Source organism: Pullulanibacillus pueri, assembly GCF_014639255.1.
GTDB lineage: Bacteria > Bacillota > Bacilli > Bacillales > Sporolactobacillaceae > Pullulanibacillus > Pullulanibacillus pueri.
Genome location: NZ_BMFV01000026.1, coordinates 24,591 through 42,747 on the forward strand (window position 1 = coordinate 24,591; position 18,157 = coordinate 42,747).

Genomic DNA, 18,157 nt, shown 5'->3' on the forward strand with positions numbered 1-18,157 from the left:
ACTAGCCATTGTGAATCACGCACCTCCTTTTGGTCGAGCCACAATATTATAAAACTTCCGGAGCTAGCGAAACGATTTTCATAAATTGTCTATCGCGTAATTCGCGGGCTACCGGTCCAAAAATACGAGTCCCACGTGGGCTCTTATCATCACGGATAATAACTGCAGCATTTTCATCAAAGCGAATATATGAACCGTCTGGGCGACGTACACCACGACGGGTACGTACAACAACAGCCTTCACTACTTCACCTTTTTTGACAACGCCTCCTGGTGTTGCTTGTTTTACAGTTGCAACAATAACATCACCAATATTAGCCGTCTTACGACCAGATCCACCCAGAACTTTAATCGTTAAAACTTCACGAGCACCTGAATTATCAGCGACTTTCAAGCGGGTTTCTTGTTGAATCACTCAAAGGACCTCCCTTCGGATTAAACACACCAAACGAATTAGATGATTACGGCTTCTTCCACAATTTCAATGAGACGGAATCGCTTGTCTTTAGAAAGTGGACGAGTTTCCATAATACGAACAACATCTCCAACCTTGGCAGTGTTTTCTTCGTCATGAACTTTATATTTTTTTGAATATCTTACACGTTTACCATACAGTGGAGCCTTTTTATAAGTCTCAACAACAACTGTAATGGTCTTATCCATTTTGTCAGAAATTACTTTTCCGACATATGTCTTACGACTGTTGCGTTCTTCAGCCATTCAGGATGTCCTCCTTTCGTTTAGCCGTTTTGAATTTTTAATTCCCGTTCATGTAGAACAGTTTTTGCGCGCGCAATGTCTTTACGTACTTTGCTAAGTTGAGCAGGATTCTCTAATTGACCTGTTGCCAATTGAAAGCGGAGATTAAATAATTCCTCTTTAAGAGATTTTACCTTTTGTTCAACTTCGGCAGTGGTCAAATTACGTATTTCATTAGCCTTCATTGACGTCACCACCCACTTCTTCGCGTTTTACAAACTTAGTTTTAACCGGTAATTTATGAGATGCAAGTCTTAAAGCTTCGCGTGCAACTTCTTCAGATACACCGCCGATTTCGAACATCACTTTACCTGGTTTCACAACTGCTACCCATCCTTCAGGTGCCCCTTTACCAGAACCCATTCGGACTTCAAGAGGTTTTGCAGTATATGGCTTTTGCGGGAAGATCTTGATCCATACCTTACCGCCACGCTTCATATAACGTGTCATTGCAATACGTGCTGCTTCTATTTGACGACTTGTAATCCAAGAGGAAGTCGTTGCTTGTAAACCAAATTCACCAAAAGTTACTTCTGTGCCGCCTTTAGCACGGCCCTTCATTCTGCCGCGATGCTGACGACGATATTTAACACGTTTAGGCATCAACATGATTATTGTCCTCCTTCCTTCTTGTTCGACCCTTTCGTTGGAAGGACTTCACCGCGATAAATCCACACTTTAACCCCGAGTTTACCGTAGGTTGTATCAGCTTCAGCTGTACCATAATCGATATCAGCGCGAAGTGTGTGAAGCGGAACTGTACCTTCACTATAGTCTTCAGAACGAGCGATATCTGCACCACCAAGACGGCCAGATACTTGTGTACGAATACCTTTAGCACCTGCACGCATTGTACGAGTGATCGTTTGCTTTTGCGCACGACGCCAAGCAATACGATTTTCAAGTTGTCGCGCGATGTTATCAGCAACAAGCTTAGCATCAAGATCCGCTTGTTTGATTTCAAAGATATTCACATGAACTTTTTTACCTGTTAGAGCATTAAGGGATTTGCGAAGTGATTCTACTTCAGATCCACCCTTACCAATGACCATACCAGGCTTTGCCGTTTTAATTGTTACATTTATACGATTCGCAGCTCTTTCTAGTTCTATAGAGGAGACTGCAGCGTCTTTTAAACGTTTTTCAACATATTCACGGATTTTAATATCTTCATGAAGATATTCTGCATAATTCTTATCCGCATACCACTTAGATTCCCAGTCACGGATATATCCAATCCGAAAACCGTTAGGGTTAACTTTTTGACCCACGCATTATCCCTCCTTCTTTTCTGAAACGATGATGGTTATATGACTTGTACGTTTATTAATACGACCTGCACGACCTTGTGCGCGCGGACGGAAACGTTTCAAAGTTACGCCTTCATCAACGAATGCTTTTTCAACGATCAAGGTGTCGGGTTCCATCTCATAGTTGTGCTCAGCATTGGCAATAGCTGATTTTAAAACTTTTTCTACGATTGGTGATGCAGATTTTGGCGTGTTTTTCAAAATCGCAAATGCTTCACCTACAGCTTTACCACGAATTAGGTCAACGACCAAACGAGCTTTACGAGGAGCGACACGAACTTGCCGTGCAATAGCTTTTGCTTCCATGGATATTTCCTCCTCTCAGGTTAGACTAGCGACCGGTCTTCTTGTCATCTTTAGAGTGTCCACGATATGTCCGAGTAGGTGCGAACTCTCCTAGTTTATGACCAACCATATCTTCAGTTACATACACTGGTACATGCTTACGTCCATCATAAACAGCGATCGTATGTCCAATGAACTCTGGGAAGATTGTCGAACGTCTCGACCATGTTCTGATCACTTTCTTATCGTTGTTTTCATTTTGAGTAACCACCTTGTTCATCAAGTGGTCATCAACGAATGGTCCTTTTTTCAGGCTGCGACCCATGGGTCAACCTCCCTCCATTTATTCACATTAGTTAAATTACTTCTTCTTACGACGACGAACAATGTGTTTGTCAGATGCTTTGTTGCGTTTTCTTGTTTTAAGACCAAGAGTTGGTTTGCCCCAAGGTGACATTGGTGATTTACGACCGATTGGTGCACGACCTTCACCACCACCATGTGGGTGATCATTAGGGTTCATAACAGAACCACGAACAGTTGGGCGAATCCCTTTCCAACGAGAACGACCCGCTTTACCTACATTCACAAGTTCATGTTCAAGATTACCCACTTGACCAATAGTTGCACGGCATGTATCAAGAATCATACGAACTTCACCTGATACTAAACGTACAAGAACGTACTTTTCTTCTTTACCAAGAATCTGAGCTTCAGCTCCTGCAGAACGTGCAAGCTGACCACCATGACCTGGTTTAAGTTCGATATTATGAATAACTGTACCTACAGGAATATTCTTAAGTGGTAAAGCATTACCTACTTTAATATCGGATTCCGGACCAGAAACAATTTCCGTTCCTACAGTAATTCCTTTTGGTGCAAGGATATAACGTTTTTCGCCATCAGCATAATGAATCAACGCAATATTCGCAGTACGGTTTGGATCATATTCAATCGTAGCAACGCGACCTGGTACACCATCTTTATTACGCTTGAAATCGATAATACGATACTTACGCTTATGACCTCCACCTTGGTGACGGACAGTTAATCGACCTTGGTTGTTACGTCCAGCCTTTTTAGGTAGTGGCGCAAGCAAAGATTTTTCAGGTTGATCTGTAGTAATTTCACTGTAATCCAAAGAAGTCATGTGACGACGACCGTTGGATGTTGGTTTATACTTTTTAATCGCCATGGTTATTTCCCTCCTTCACTTTCAAATGTTACTTAAACACCTTCGTAGAATTCTAATTCTTTGCTATCTGGTGTTAAGGTAACAATCGCTTTCTTACGTTGAGCGGTAAAACCTGAATAACGTCCAAAGCGTTTTAATTTACCTTTGTAATTCATAGTATTTACTTTAGCGACTTTAACTCCGAAAATCGTTTCAACTGCACGTTTGATTTCGGATTTATTAGATCTACGATCGACAACAAAAGTATACTTCTTGTCTACCATTTGTTCTGTTGAACGTTCTGTAATCACGGGGCGCTTAATAACATCGCGTGGATCTTTCATTATCCAAGCACCTCCTCTAACTTTTCAGCAGCAGCCTTCGACAAGATAAGCTTGTTATAATTAATAACATCTAATACTGTGACTTGATCTGCTGTTACAAGTTTTACTGTTGGGATGTTTCTCGCCGAAAGCGCAGTTGCTTCATGAAGCTCACTAATCACGATAAGTGCCTTTTCATTAACGGAAAGGTTGTTAAGAACATTAACAAACTCTTTTGTTTTTGGTGTGTCTAATGTGAGATCATCAACAACAATTGCTTCATTATCTCTAACTTTAGAGGATAAAGCAGATTTAATTGCTAAACGACGAACTTTCTTTGGTAATTTAAAGCTATAGCTGCGTGGAGTTGGACCAAAGACAACACCACCGCCTACCCATTGTGGTGAACGAATAGAACCTTGACGCGCACGACCCGTTCCTTTTTGGCGCCATGGTTTAACGCCCCCGCCTCGTACTGCAGAACGATTTTTTACAGAATGAGTACCTTGACGTAATGACGCTTGTTGCATCAATACTGCTTGATACATAACATGTTCATTAGGTTCAATGCCAAACACGGAATCATTTAACTCAATGTCTCCTACACTGGCACCTTTTTTATCTAAAACTGTTAATTTAGGCATGGAAGCATCCCCCTTTCTTATTTAGTGCTTTTGATTGCACTTTTAATGGTTAGATAACTCTTTTTAGCACCAGGTACATTCCCTTTAATTAAAAGCAGGTTACGTTCTGTATCAACTTTTACAATTTCAAGGTTTTGTACAGTGACTTTTTCTCCACCCATACGTCCTGGTAGAGCTTTACCTTTAAATACACGCATTGGATCAACAGCACCCATTGAACCTGGTGCTCTATGGTAGTGAGAACCATGACTCATCGGCCCACGGGATTGGTTGTGACGCTTGATAGAACCCTGGAATCCTTTACCCTTAGATTGACCTGTTACGTCAACGATGTCACCTTCTGCGAAAATATCAACCTTAACTTCTTGGCCTAATTCATAGTCACCAAGACTTACATCACGGATTTCCTTAACGAAGCGCTTAGGCGTTGCTTCAGCCTTGCCCGCATGGCCTTTTTCAGGTTTGTTTGTTCTTGCTTCTTTCTTGTCATCAAACCCGATTTGAACCGCTTCATAGCCATCAGTTTCTACCGTTTTCTTTTGTAAAACGACATTAGGTGCAGCTTCTACAACTGTTACTGCAATTGCTTCGCCATTCTCAGCGAAAATTTGCGTCATACCAAGCTTTTTACCCAAGATTCCTTTGGTCATCCGTAACACCTCCTACAATTTGTTTATTTAGATTTATAGTTTGATTTCTATGTCAACGCCAGATGGTAAATCGAGTCTCATTAGTGAGTCTACGGTTTGTGGCGTTGGTTCAACGATATCAATTAAACGCTTATGTGTGCGCATTTCAAACTGTTCACGCGAGTCTTTGTACTTGTGTACAGCTCTTAAAATCGTATAGATTGTTTTTTCTGTAGGTAATGGAATTGGTCCAGAAACCTTCGCACCTGAACGTTTTGCCGTTTCTACAATTTTCTCTGCTGACTGATCTAAAATACGATGATCATAAGCCTTTAAACGGATACGTATTTTTTGTTTTGCCATTTTACTCCCTCCTTCTTTCGCCCATTTTTATAAACAGACTTGCTCCACGAAAATTTCCAGGTCACACTAGCCATGGCAAAGGGGCCGGGTGTGTCCGCAACCTTCCGCATCATTGCAAAAACCAACATTTCTTATTATATAAAATATACATGACAAATGCAACTGTTTTTGACAGTTTCCAGAAATTAATTCTATCAGTATGAATTATATAGCTTGGCACATTGGTTATTTAGCAACATTTCTTCATTATATAGAGATTTTAAGGTAATTACAAGTTCTCTATTGTTATTTGTAATAATCAGCTAATTTAAAGAATATCCTAAAGTAATCTTTAACCCAGCAAACGCATGTTTATCAAAAAAATAAGCACTCCCACAAAGGGAAGTGCTTAAAACTTTAATATATTATTCAGTGATGCTAGATACAACACCGGATCCAACAGTACGTCCACCTTCACGAATAGAGAAGCGAGTACCTTCTTCGATCGCGATAGGAGCGATAAGGTTAACTTTCATTGATACGTTATCGCCAGGCATAACCATTTCAGTACCTTCTGGAAGATCGATTGTACCAGTTACGTCAGTTGTACGGAAGTAAAACTGTGGACGGTAACCAGTAAAGAATGGCTTGTGACGTCCACCTTCTTCTTTTGATAACACATAAACTTCAGCGTCAAAAGAAGTGTGAGCTTTTACTGTACCTGGTTGAATGAGCACTTGGCCACGTTCGATTTCTTCACGGTCAACACCACGAAGCAACGCACCAATGTTGTCACCAGCTTCAGCATAGTCAAGCAACTTACGGAACATTTCAACACCTGTAACAGTTGTCTTTTTGTTTTCAGCGCTTAGACCAAGAATTTCAACTTCGTCGCCAACTTTAACTTGACCGCGTTCAACACGACCAGTAGCAACAGTACCACGACCAGTGATTGAGAAAACATCCTCAACAGGCATCATGAAAGGCTTGTCATGATCACGTTCTGGAGTAGGAATGTATGCATCTACTTCATTCATTAATTCAAGGATTTTTTCTTCGTAAGCTTCGTCACCTTCAAGAGCTTTAAGAGCAGAACCACTAACAACTGGTACATCGTCGCCAGGGAATTCATACTCAGTTAAAAGGTCACGTACTTCCATTTCTACTAACTCAAGTAGTTCTTCGTCGTCAACCATGTCAACTTTGTTTAAGAATACTACGATGGAAGGGACACCAACGTTACGTGAAAGAAGAATGTGCTCACGAGTTTGTGGCATTGGACCATCTGCAGCAGATACTACTAGAATTGCACCATCCATTTGAGCTGCACCAGTGATCATGTTTTTAACATAGTCAGCGTGTCCAGGGCAGTCAACGTGAGCATAGTGACGGTTATCAGTTTCATACTCAACGTGTGCAGTAGCGATAGTGATTCCGCGTTCTCTTTCTTCTGGTGCACCGTCAATAGCGTCATACGCCATAGCAGTACCGCGGTTAAAACGCTTGTGTAATACTGTTGTGATAGCAGCAGTTAAAGTCGTTTTACCATGGTCAACGTGTCCAATAGTTCCAATATTAACGTGTGGTTTAGAACGGTCGAATTTCTCTTTACCCATGAGAAAATTTCCTCCTTTTATATAACCATTATATTTTTTATTATGTGATCTAAGATAGACTAGATTACCGTCTATCCTAGCTTACAATAAACTTATGTGATTAACAATATTCAAGCTAAGGACAATATTATTGTCCGGTTGTTTTCTTGATAATCTCTTCAGAAATACTTTTTGGTACTTCTTCATAGTGATCAAAGTGCATTGTGTAAACACCGCGACCTTGAGTTGCAGAACGTAAGGTTGTTGCATAACCGAACATTTCAGATAGTGGCACAAATGCTTTAACTACTTGCGCACCAGCACGGCTTTCCATACCTTCTACACGGCCACGACGGCTTGTAATATCACCCATGATATCCCCAAGATACTCTTCAGGAATAACAACTTCTACCTTTTCAACTGGCTCCAAAATGACTGGGTTACATACTTCTCTAGCTTTTTTCAAAGCCATTGAAGCAGCAATTTTAAAGGCCATTTCGTTAGAGTCAACATCGTGGTAAGAACCATCATATAGAGTCGCACGGACATCAATTAAAGGATAACCTGCAAGCAAACCGTTTTTCAATGCATCTCTCAAACCAGCTTCAACTGATGGGATGTATTCACGAGGAACAACACCACCAACAATTTTGTCGACGAATTCAAAACCGCCGCCTTCTTCAAGTGGTTCAAACTCAATCCAAACGTGTCCATATTGTCCACGTCCACCAGATTGACGAACGAATTTACCTTCGGCTTTACCAGCCTGACGGATGGTTTCGCGGTAAGCTACTTGTGGCGAGCCAACATTAGCTTCAACTTTAAACTCACGGCGTAAACGATCAACAATGATATCAAGGTGTAATTCACCCATACCAGAAATAATGGTTTGACCCGTTTCTTCGTTCGTTTCAGTCTTAAAGGTTGGATCCTCTTCAGCTAACTTACCAAGAGCTGTCGACATTTTATCTTGGTCAGCTTTTGTTTTTGGTTCAATAGCAACCGAGATAACTGGATCAGGGAATTCCATAGATTCGAGGATAACATTATCCTTTTCATCACATAAGGTATCCCCAGTTGAAGTGTCTTTAAAACCAACAGCTGCAGCAATATCACCGGAATAAACCTTTTTGATTTCTTCTCGTGTATTGGCATGCATCTGAAGAATACGTCCAAGACGCTCACGTTTACCTTTTGTTGAGTTTTTAACATATGAACCTGCTTCTGCAGTACCTGAATATACGCGGAAGAAAGTCAATTTACCTACGAATGGGTCTGTCATAACTTTAAATGCAAGTGCAGAGAAAGGCCCATTATCATCAGCTTTACGTTCAACTTCTTCTTCAGAATCCGCTAAGAATCCTTTAATAGGAGGAACGTCAATTGGTGATGGAAGGTAATCGATAACAGCATCCAATACAAGTTGAACACCTTTATTTTTAAAGGCAGAACCACAAAGCACTGGATAAAACTCAACATTACAAGTTCCCTTACGAATAGCTGCTTTAATTTCAGCAGTAGTAAGTTCTTCACCTTCAAGATATTTCATCATGAGGTCTTCATCAAGTTCTGAAACAGCCTCGATAAGCTTATCGCGATATTCCTGAGCTTGATCAAGATACTCTTCTGGAATATCTACAGCTTTACTACGAGTGCCAAGATCATCTTCATAGAAATAAGCTTTCATTTCTACTAAGTCAATGATCCCTTCAAAGTCATCTTCAGCACCGATTGGTAACTGAATAGGATGAGCGTTTGCACGAAGTCTCTCATGGAGAGTATTTGTTGAATAAAGAAAATCAGCACCGATTTTATCCATCTTGTTAACAAATACAATACGAGGAACCCCGTAAGTGGTTGCTTGACGCCAAACAGTTTCTGTCTGTGGTTCAACACCAGACTGAGCATCAAGAACCGCAACAGCTCCATCAAGAACACGGAGAGAACGTTCAACTTCTACTGTGAAGTCGACGTGTCCAGGTGTGTCAATGATGTTAACACGATGGTCATTCCATTGGGCAGTAGTGGCTGCTGATGTAATGGTAATCCCGCGTTCTTGTTCTTGTTCCATCCAGTCCATCTGTGATGCACCCTCGTGGGTTTCACCAATTTTATGGATACGTCCAGAATAGAATAAGATACGCTCGGTTGTTGTCGTCTTACCAGCATCAATGTGTGCCATGATACCAATGTTTCTTGTTTTCTCGAGCGGGAAGGCTCTGGCCATGGTAACTCTCCTTCCTATTACAAAGTCTATTAGAGTTTTTAAAAGAATTTCAGCCCAACAGTGGTCTCAATTCTTTTTTTGTTTGTTTATGCACTCTTACCAACGATAATGTGCAAATGCTTTATTGGCTTCAGCCATTTTATGCATATCTTCACGTTTCTTAACAGCGGCACCTGTATTGTTAGCAGCATCAATAACTTCATTCGCTAAACGTTCAACCATTGTTTTTTCGCCGCGAAGACGCGCATAATTAACTAACCAACGAAGTGCAAGTGTTGTACGACGTTCCGGACGAACTTCTACAGGAACCTGATAGTTCGAACCCCCTACACGTCTAGCACGAACTTCAAGGACTGGCATCACGTTTTTAATCGCTTGATCAAAAACCTCCATTGGTTCTTGGTTCGTACGTTCCTTAATAAGATCAAATGCATTATATAAAATCGTTTGCGCTTTACCTTTACGTCCATCTTGCATAATACGATTGATTAAACGTGTAACCAATTTAGAATTATATAATGGATCTGGTAAAACATCACGCTTTTCTACTGGACCTTTACGTGGCATAAGATACCCTCCTTTCACCGATAGTTATTCATTAGAGTTTTATTAAGCTTTTGGTTTTTTCGCGCCGTACTTAGAACGACCTTGTTGACGATTCTCAACACCAGCTGTATCTAACGCACCGCGAACAATATGATAACGCACACCAGGTAAGTCTTTTACACGACCTCCACGAATAAGAACCACACTGTGTTCTTGAAGGTTGTGACCGATTCCTGGAATATAAGCTGTTACCTCAATTCCGTTCGTTAAACGAACACGGGCAATCTTACGCAACGCAGAGTTAGGTTTTTTAGGTGTAATTGTGCTAACACGTGTACAAACCCCACGTTTTTGTGGTGAAGATTGGTCAGTTAACTTCTTATCAAGGCTGTTATAACCTCTGTTAAGTGCCGGTGAATCGGATTTCTTTGTTTTTGAATGGCGACCTTTACGTACCAATTGGTTAATTGTTGGCATTTATTTTTCCTCCCTTCCAGACTTTTTAGACCCACAGTTCCAGGTGAATCATTATCGGGCAAAAAAATGGGCGTGGGTTTCCCCAAGCACTTCTATTTTTTAATGGCGACAACTGCTGCACCAACATCAATACCGCAAGCTTTTCCAAGCTTTTTCATAGAATCTACAGTAAAAACAGGAACCTGTTTTTCTTTTGCCAAGTCAACGATTCGACCTGTAACATAAGTATCTGCATCATCAGCGATTACGACTTCCTTGATGCGGTCATCCTTTAATGCCTTTAAAGATTGTTTGGTACCGATAATAATATCGCTAATGGCCTGTGTTACTTTTTCATAAGACATTTAATTAGCCCTCCAAAGTAACAAGGGTTCTGGAGCACTCAGTTATAATAACATCGGTGCCCCACCTTGTCAACTATAAAATGAAACTTCACTCATAAGGAGATTTCTCTTCCCTATAGAATGCTAGTTAACGCAATGAACCAAGCAATCAGAGGATGTATCCCCACTTCGTTGATCTTCATAGTTTCTACGAAGACATCAAGCGGGGCTTACAAACTCACTCATACAAACAAATCAGCTTTCTTGGTTTACAAGCTCATCTTCTTGGAGCTCTAATCCCTGATTTCCAGCTTCTTCAGGTTTAGCAACGTTTATATGACGGTAACGCGTCATCCCTGTTCCAGCAGGAACAAGCTTACCAATAATGACATTTTCCTTTAGACCTAGCAATTCATCGCGTTTACCTTTTATTGCAGCATCAGTTAAGACGCGCGTCGTTTCTTGGAAGGATGCTGCGGATAAGAAGGATTCTGTTTCAAGAGACGCTTTTGTAATACCCAGTAACAATGGACGGCCTGTTGCAGGTTGCCCACCTTCTCTGAATACCTTTTTATTCACTGCTTTAAAGGTCTGAATATCAACTAATGCCCCTGGTAACACATCCGTATCCCCTGCTTCGACAATGCGGATCTTCCTCATCATTTGACGAACCATAACTTCAACGTGTTTATCGCCAATTTCTACCCCTTGCATACGATAAACTTTTTGTACTTCACGCAATAGATAAGCTTGAACACCTTCAACACCAGCAGCAACTAAAAGTTCCTTCGGATCAATTGACCCTTCATTTAGAACTTGACCTGGTTTTACAACGTCACCCTCAGCCACTTTCAAACGTGCTCCTAAGTTTACTGAGTATGAACGAGTTTCGATGTTCCCTTGAACCGTAATTTCACGCTTATCTTTATGCTCGGTAATATTAGTTACCGTACCATGAATTTCAGAAATAGTGGCTTGCCCCTTAGGATTACGCGCCTCAAAGACCTCTTGAATCCTTGGAAGACCTTGGGTAATATCATCACCCGCAACACCACCCGTGTGGAATGTTCTCATCGTGAGCTGTGTTCCTGGTTCACCGATAGATTGAGCTGCAATGATACCCACAGCTTCACCCACTTCAACTTCTGAACCTGTCGCAAGGTTACGACCATAACACTTTTTACATACACCATGACTCGTATCACACATGAATACCGAGCGGATGCTTACTTCAGTAATACCTGCATCGGTCACTGCCTTTGCTTGATCCTCTGAAATAACATCATCTTTTGCAACGAGTAACTCATTCGTTTCAGGATGATAGACATCTTGATTACTCGTACGACCAACAAGACGATCAAACAAGCTTTCAATTTCTTCATTGCCTTCTTTTATCGCTGAAACCACTAGACCGCGGTCTGTACCACAATCATCTTCACGAACAATAACATCTTGGGCAACATCCACTAGACGACGTGTAAGATAACCAGAGTCAGCCGTTTTCAACGCCGTATCCGCAAGACCTTTACGAGCACCATGAGTAGAAATAAAGTACTCTAACACGGTTAGGCCTTCCCGGAAACTTGACCGAATAGGTAATTCAATGATACGACCAGATGGGTTTGCCATCAAACCACGCATACCAGCAAGCTGCGTAAAGTTAGACGCGTTACCACGGGCTCCAGAGTCACTCATCATAAAGATTGGGTTTCTGATATCCAATGTTCCCATAAGTTTCTCTTGAATCGTATCTTTAGCACTGCTCCAAATTGAGATCGTGCGTTCATAGCGTTCCTCTTCAGTGATCAAACCACGACGGAATTGCTTTTGTACTTTAGTGACTTGTTCTTCTGCTTTTTCCAGAATTTCTTGCTTATCTGGAAGGACAACAATATCTGCGACACCGATAGTGATACCTGCTTTAGTGGAATAAGCAAAACCTAATGCCTTCATGCGGTCAAGCATTTTTGATGTCTCGGTAATCTTAAATCGCTTAAAGACTTCAGCAATGATATCCCCTAAGATCCCCTTCTTAAACGGCGGCACTTCCTCACGACTTGCAATCTCCTTCTTAATATCCGTTCCTTTAGAAACAAAATACTTCTCTGGAGTTGCCACTTCAAGATTATAAGTCGTTGGTTCATTAATATATGGGAAGGATTTTGGTAAAATCCTATTAAATACTAATTTACCTACAGTCGTAATTAAATACTGTTCATTTTGCTCCTCGGTAAAGGATGGATTATTAATGACTTTTGCAGGAATAGCGATTCTTGAATGTAAATGCACATAACCATTATCATAGGCCACTAGGGCTTCATCCGCATCTTTAAAGATGCTTCCTTCACCAATAGCTCCTTTTCTTTCTAGTGTTAAGTAATAGTTCCCTAACACCATATCCTGCGACGGTGTAACAACAGGCTTACCGTCTTTAGGGTTAAGAATATTTTGAGCAGCGAGCATTAAGATTCGGGCTTCTGCTTGTGCCTCAGAAGATAATGGCACGTGCACAGCCATTTGGTCTCCATCAAAGTCAGCGTTATAGGCTGTACATACAAGAGGATGCAAACGGATTGCACGACCCTCCACAAGCGTAGGTTCAAAGGCTTGAATACCTAAACGGTGTAAAGTAGGTGCACGGTTAAGTAAAACAGGATGCTCTTTAATAACTTCCTCTAAAACACCCCATACATCAGGGTGTACTTTCTCAACCTTACGTTTTGCACTTTTAATGTTATGTGCAATGCCTTTATTGACAAGCTCCTTCATAACAAATGGTTTAAATAACTCGATCGCCATTTCTCTTGGGAGCCCACACTGATACATTTGCAGACTTGGTCCAACAACAATAACGGAACGTCCTGAATAGTCTACACGTTTACCGAGTAAGTTTTGACGGAAACGTCCTTGTTTACCTTTTAACATATGTGAAAGAGACTTCAACGGACGATTACCAGGTCCAGTAACTGGACGGCCACGACGACCATTATCAATAAGGGCGTCAACCGCCTCTTGAAGCATTCTTTTTTCATTTTGCACAATGATGCTTGGTGCACCTAAATCAAGTAGTCTTTTGAGTCGATTGTTACGGTTAATGACTCGACGATACAAATCGTTCAAATCACTCGTCGCAAATCGCCCACCGTCAAGTTGTACCATCGGACGAAGTTCTGGAGGAATAATAGGCAAAACCTCAAGAATCATCCATGATGGATCATTGTCTGAATGGTGGAAGGCCTCAATAACCTCTAGGCGTTTAATCGCACGCGTTCTTCTTTGACCTTGGGCCGTCTTTAACTCTTCTTTTAAAAGATTGGCTTCTTTCTCCAAATCAATATCTTGTAAGAGTTTTTTTATAGACTCAGCACCCATTCCCGCTTTGAACGTATTACCATACTTTTCTCGATAATTTCTATACTCTTTTTCAGACAACAGCTGTTTCTTTTCAAGCGGTGTATCCCCAGTTTCAGTAACCACGTATGAAGCAAAGTAAATGACTTCTTCAAGTGCCCTTGGAGACATATCAAGAAGTAAACCCATACGACTAGGGATTCCTTTGAAGTACCATATATGAGAAACAGGGGCAGCAAGTTCAATATGCCCCATTCTTTCTCTTCTAACCTTAGCACGTGTAACCTCGACACCACATCGGTCACAAACAACGCCTTTATAACGCACGCGTTTGTATTTACCACAGTGACACTCCCAGTCCTTTTGAGGACCAAAGATTCGCTCACAGAACAAGCCATCCTTTTCGGGTTTAAGTGTACGGTAGTTAATGGTCTCTGGCTTCTTAACTTCACCACGTGACCAAGATCTTATTTTGTTTGGTGACGCAAGACCTATTTTCATAAACTCAAATTTATTGACATCCAACAAGGGGTTAACCTCCCTTATACAGGTTTATTGGCCTTAGTTTGATCAAGCATTGACATTTAAGTTTTCACTTGTTGTTTCATCTTCATCTTCAAGTTCACGGATTTCAATTTCTTCTTCATCATCAGATAATACTTTGACATCCATACCCAAACTTTGAAGTTCCTTAATCAACACTTTAAAGGATTCTGGAACGCCCGCTTCAGGCACATTCTCACCCTTAACAATCGCTTCATAAGTTTTCACACGACCCACAACATCATCTGATTTAACCGTTAAGATTTCCTGAAGTGTATAGGCCGCACCGTAAGCTTCAAGGGCCCATACTTCCATTTCACCGAAACGTTGACCACCAAATTGGGCTTTACCACCCAGCGGTTGCTGAGTCACAAGTGAGTATGGTCCAGTAGAACGTGCATGAAGTTTATCATCAACCATGTGTGCAAGTTTAATCATGTACATGACCCCTACAGACACACGGTTATCAAACGGTTCACCAGTTCGACCATCGTAGAGTATAGTTTTACCATCTCGCGGAAGACCTGCTTCCTCTAAGGTTTCCCATACATCTTCTTCGCGTGCGCCATCGAAAACAGGCGTAGCGACGTGGATGCCTAACTGTCTTGCCGCCATTCCTAAATGCAATTCAAGAACCTGACCAATGTTCATCCGTGAAGGCACACCTAAAGGATTAAGCATAATATCTACAGGTGTACCGTCTGGCATAAATGGCATATCTTCCTCTGGTAAGATCTTCGAGATAACACCTTTGTTACCATGACGACCCGCCATTTTATCGCCTTCGTGAATCTTTCTTTTTTGAACGATAAAGACTCGAACAAGTTGATTAACACCTGGAGGTAATTCATCCCCATCTTCTCGGTTAAAGATTTTCACATCGTGGACAATCCCATCGCCACCATGTGGTACTCGTAAAGAAGTATCACGGACTTCACGAGCCTTTTCACCGAAAATAGCATGTAAGAGTCGTTCTTCCGCTGTTAGCTCTGTAACACCCTTAGGCGTTACTTTACCAACAAGAATATCTCCATCCTTAACTTCAGCACCCACGCGGATAATCCCACGACCGTCAAGGTTTTTGAGCGCATCTTCACCGACGTTAGGAATGTCTCTTGTAATTTCTTCTGGTCCAAGTTTCGTATCCCGTGATTCAGACTCATACTCTTCAATATGAACGGAAGTATATACGTCATCCTTCACAAGACGCTCACTCATGATGATCGCATCTTCATAGTTATAACCATTCCATGTCATAAAGGCGACAAGAACGTTTCTACCAAGGGCTAATTCCCCTTTTTCCATTGAAGGACCATCAGCAAGGATTTCTCCTTTTACTACACGATCGCCTTTAGACACAATTGGACGTTGATTATAACAAGTCCCTTGGTTTGAGCGTTCATATTTCAAAGGTTTATAACTAATGATGTCTCCTTCGACTTCCTTACCATCAATTTCCTCAATAGTCCGGACTTTTATGAGGCTGGATGACACATATTCAACGCGCCCCGCTCTTTTCGCACGGACAGCTGCACCTGAATCTTGAGCAGATACATGCTCCATACCCGTACCCACAATTGGCGCTTCAGGCTGCAGTAAAGGTACCGCTTGACGTTGCATGTTCGCACCCATCAAAGCACGGTTAGAGTCATCGTTTTCTAAGAAAGGAATACATGCTGTTGCCGCAGAGACAACTTGCTTTGGCGAAACGTCCATGTAGTCGATTCTATCCTTAGGAACAACAATGTTCTCCCCTCGAAAACGCGCAATAATATCATCGCTAACAAATGAACCGTCATCGGCAAGCTTCGCATTTGCTTGAGCAACAACATAGTTATCTTCTTCATCAGCAGTCAAATAATCTATATGTTCTGTAACCTTACCTGTTTCTGGATCCACTCGACGATAAGGTGTTTCTATAAACCCAAACTTATTCACCTTAGCAAATGATGACAAAGAGTTAATTAACCCAATGTTCGGACCCTCTGGCGTTTCGATAGGGCACATACGACCGTAGTGAGAATAGTGAACGTCACGTACTTCAAAACCAGCACGCTCACGTGTTAGACCCCCAGGCCCTAGTGCGGATAAACGTCGTTTGTGGGTCAACTCAGCAAGCGGATTCGTTTGATCCATAAATTGTGAAAGCTGAGAACTACCGAAAAACTCCTTAATTGAAGCTATTACTGGTCTAATATTAATTAACGCTTGTGGCGTAATAGAAGCTGTATCTTGAATCGACATTCTTTCACGAATCACTCGTTCCATACGGGATAATCCAATACGGAACTGATTTTGTAGGAGTTCACCTACAGAGCGCAATCTACGGTTTCCTAAGTGATCAATATCATCTGTGTTTCCGACATTGTGTAACAAGTTGAAGAAATAGTTAATGGAAGCAATGATATCCGCAGGTGTGATATGTTTAATTTTCTCACTAACCTCACAGTTACCAATAACTTGTAAAACATTTTCTCCATCTTCATCATCAGGCGCATAGATTTTAATAGACTGAAGGCGTACTTCCTGACCTTCAATGACTCCACTTGCTGGTGTATATTCTACAAAACCTATTTTCTTTTCAATAACCGGAAGAAGTCGATCTAATGTCCGGCGATCTAACAAGGTTCCTTCTTCTGCAATCACTTCACCGGTTTCTGGATCAACAAGCTTTTCAGCTAATTTTTGATTGAATAACCGATTCTTAATATGAAGTTTTTTATTAATCTTGTATCGACCAACATTAGCAAGATCATATCTCTTAGGATCAAAAAAGCGTGTATCTAATAAACTTTTGGCGTTATCCACTGTAGGTGGCTCACCAGGACGAAGTCTTTCATAGATTTCAATTAACGCTTTTTCTGTTCCATCCGTATTATCTTTTTCAAGCGTATTTCTTAAATAATCATCTTCGCCGATAAGGTCAATGATTTCTTGATCAGAACCAAACCCCAAAGCCCTTAACAATACCGTTATTGGCAATTTTCTGGTGCGATCAATCCGAACGTATACAACATCTTTTGCGTCCGTTTCGAATTCCAACCATGCACCACGGTTTGGGATGACAGTAGCAGTAAATCCTTTTTTACCGTTTTTGTCAAACTTTGGATTGAAGTATACACTTGGAGACCTCACAAGTTGCGAGACGATAACACGCTCAGCACCATTAATAACAAAAGTCCCCGCTTCTGTCATCAATGGGAAATCACCCATGAAAACCTCTTGTTCCTTAACTTCGCCCGTCTCTTTGTTAATAAGTCGGACTTTCACACGCAAAGGCGCCGCATATGTAACATCGCGTTCCTTCGACTCATCGACGCTGTACTTTGGATCACCCAAACTATAGTCAACGAATTCAAGCATAAGGTTTCCGGTAAAATCTTCAACCGGTGAAATATCCTGAAACATTTCACGAATGCCCTCATCAAGAAATTCTTGATACGACGACGTTTGGATTTCAATAAGATCGGGGAGCTCCAAAACTTCCTTAATTCGAGCATAGCTCCTACGTTGGCGGTGGCGTCCGTATTGCACGAGTTGACCTGTCAACAAATTCACCCCTCAATACATACATATTGAAAACCGGAAAACATAAAGTTTCCCGTTAAATAACATATTTTAATATTTTA

At 41.3% G+C, this 18,157-nt stretch carries 18 protein-coding genes and 1 pseudogene; all 19 read right to left on the reverse strand.

What is annotated here, in order from left to right:
* Positions 1 to 46: 46 nt before the first annotated feature.
* Positions 47 to 415 carry a 50S ribosomal protein L14 gene (rplN, locus tag IEV91_RS15080; protein ID WP_188498253.1) on the reverse strand — a complete coding sequence of 123 codons (369 nt, stop codon included), beginning with the start codon at positions 413 to 415 and terminating at the stop codon, positions 47 to 49.
* A 38-nt stretch (positions 416 to 453) separates the two neighbouring features.
* A complete protein-coding gene (rpsQ, locus tag IEV91_RS15085; protein ID WP_188498254.1) occupies positions 454 to 720 on the reverse strand; it encodes a 30S ribosomal protein S17 in 267 nt (88 codons plus the stop codon).
* A gap of 20 nt (positions 721 to 740) precedes the next feature.
* Positions 741 to 944: a 50S ribosomal protein L29 gene (gene rpmC / locus IEV91_RS15090; protein WP_188498255.1), complete on the reverse strand. Its 204-nt coding sequence runs from the start codon at positions 942 to 944 to the stop codon at positions 741 to 743.
* On the reverse strand, positions 934 to 1,368 hold the full coding sequence (gene rplP, locus IEV91_RS15095) for a 50S ribosomal protein L16 (protein WP_188498256.1): 435 nt from the start codon (positions 1,366 to 1,368) through the stop codon (positions 934 to 936). Before rplP ends, rpmC begins: the two co-directional genes overlap by 11 nt.
* Positions 1,369 to 1,370: 2 nt before the next feature.
* The gene (gene rpsC, locus IEV91_RS15100) at positions 1,371 to 2,030 is read right to left on the reverse strand and encodes a 30S ribosomal protein S3 (RefSeq protein ID WP_188498257.1); all 660 of its coding nucleotides are present in this window, start codon (positions 2,028 to 2,030) and stop codon (positions 1,371 to 1,373) included.
* A 3-nt stretch (positions 2,031 to 2,033) separates the two neighbouring features.
* Complete coding sequence (gene rplV, locus IEV91_RS15105; RefSeq protein ID WP_188498258.1) at positions 2,034 to 2,375, reverse strand: 50S ribosomal protein L22; 342 nt, start codon at positions 2,373 to 2,375, stop codon at positions 2,034 to 2,036.
* A 25-nt stretch (positions 2,376 to 2,400) separates the two neighbouring features.
* Complete coding sequence (gene rpsS, locus IEV91_RS15110; protein ID WP_188498259.1) at positions 2,401 to 2,679, reverse strand: 30S ribosomal protein S19; 279 nt, start codon at positions 2,677 to 2,679, stop codon at positions 2,401 to 2,403.
* Between the two features lie 36 nt (positions 2,680 to 2,715).
* Positions 2,716 to 3,549, reverse strand: a complete 834-nt coding sequence (gene rplB / locus IEV91_RS15115; protein ID WP_188498260.1) for a 50S ribosomal protein L2 — start codon at positions 3,547 to 3,549, stop codon at positions 2,716 to 2,718.
* A 32-nt stretch (positions 3,550 to 3,581) separates the two neighbouring features.
* Positions 3,582 to 3,872 (reverse strand): 50S ribosomal protein L23, encoded by a 291-nt coding sequence (gene rplW, locus IEV91_RS15120; RefSeq protein WP_188498261.1) that lies wholly within the window; start codon positions 3,870 to 3,872, stop codon positions 3,582 to 3,584.
* Positions 3,872 to 4,495, reverse strand: coding sequence for a 50S ribosomal protein L4 (rplD, locus tag IEV91_RS15125; RefSeq protein ID WP_188498262.1), 624 nt, complete (start codon positions 4,493 to 4,495; stop codon positions 3,872 to 3,874). Before rplD ends, rplW begins: the two co-directional genes overlap by 1 nt.
* A gap of 17 nt (positions 4,496 to 4,512) precedes the next feature.
* Positions 4,513 to 5,145, reverse strand: coding sequence for a 50S ribosomal protein L3 (rplC, locus tag IEV91_RS15130; RefSeq protein WP_188498263.1), 633 nt, complete (start codon positions 5,143 to 5,145; stop codon positions 4,513 to 4,515).
* 33 nt (positions 5,146 to 5,178) lie between these two features.
* Entirely contained in the window at positions 5,179 to 5,487 is a 309-nt protein-coding gene (rpsJ, locus tag IEV91_RS15135; protein WP_188498264.1) for a 30S ribosomal protein S10, read from the reverse strand.
* 404 nt (positions 5,488 to 5,891) lie between these two features.
* A complete protein-coding gene (tuf, locus tag IEV91_RS15140) occupies positions 5,892 to 7,082 on the reverse strand; it encodes an elongation factor Tu (protein WP_188498265.1) in 1,191 nt (396 codons plus the stop codon).
* 127 nt (positions 7,083 to 7,209) lie between these two features.
* A complete protein-coding gene (gene fusA, locus IEV91_RS15145) occupies positions 7,210 to 9,288 on the reverse strand; it encodes an elongation factor G (protein WP_188498266.1) in 2,079 nt (692 codons plus the stop codon).
* 96 nt (positions 9,289 to 9,384) lie between these two features.
* Complete coding sequence (rpsG, locus tag IEV91_RS15150; RefSeq protein WP_188498267.1) at positions 9,385 to 9,855, reverse strand: 30S ribosomal protein S7; 471 nt, start codon at positions 9,853 to 9,855, stop codon at positions 9,385 to 9,387.
* Positions 9,856 to 9,897: 42 nt separating this feature from the next.
* The gene (rpsL, locus tag IEV91_RS15155) at positions 9,898 to 10,311 is read right to left on the reverse strand and encodes a 30S ribosomal protein S12 (protein WP_188498268.1); all 414 of its coding nucleotides are present in this window, start codon (positions 10,309 to 10,311) and stop codon (positions 9,898 to 9,900) included.
* Positions 10,312 to 10,403: 92 nt separating this feature from the next.
* Entirely contained in the window at positions 10,404 to 10,655 is a 252-nt protein-coding gene (locus IEV91_RS15160; RefSeq protein WP_188498269.1) for a 50S ribosomal protein L7ae-like protein, read from the reverse strand.
* A gap of 234 nt (positions 10,656 to 10,889) precedes the next feature.
* Positions 10,890 to 14,513, reverse strand: a complete 3,624-nt coding sequence (rpoC, locus tag IEV91_RS15165) for a DNA-directed RNA polymerase subunit beta' (protein WP_188498270.1) — start codon at positions 14,511 to 14,513, stop codon at positions 10,890 to 10,892.
* A gap of 14 nt (positions 14,514 to 14,527) precedes the next feature.
* A pseudogene (gene rpoB, locus IEV91_RS15170) lies at positions 14,528 to 18,077 on the reverse strand (DNA-directed RNA polymerase subunit beta).
* Positions 18,078 to 18,157 lie beyond the last annotated feature (80 nt).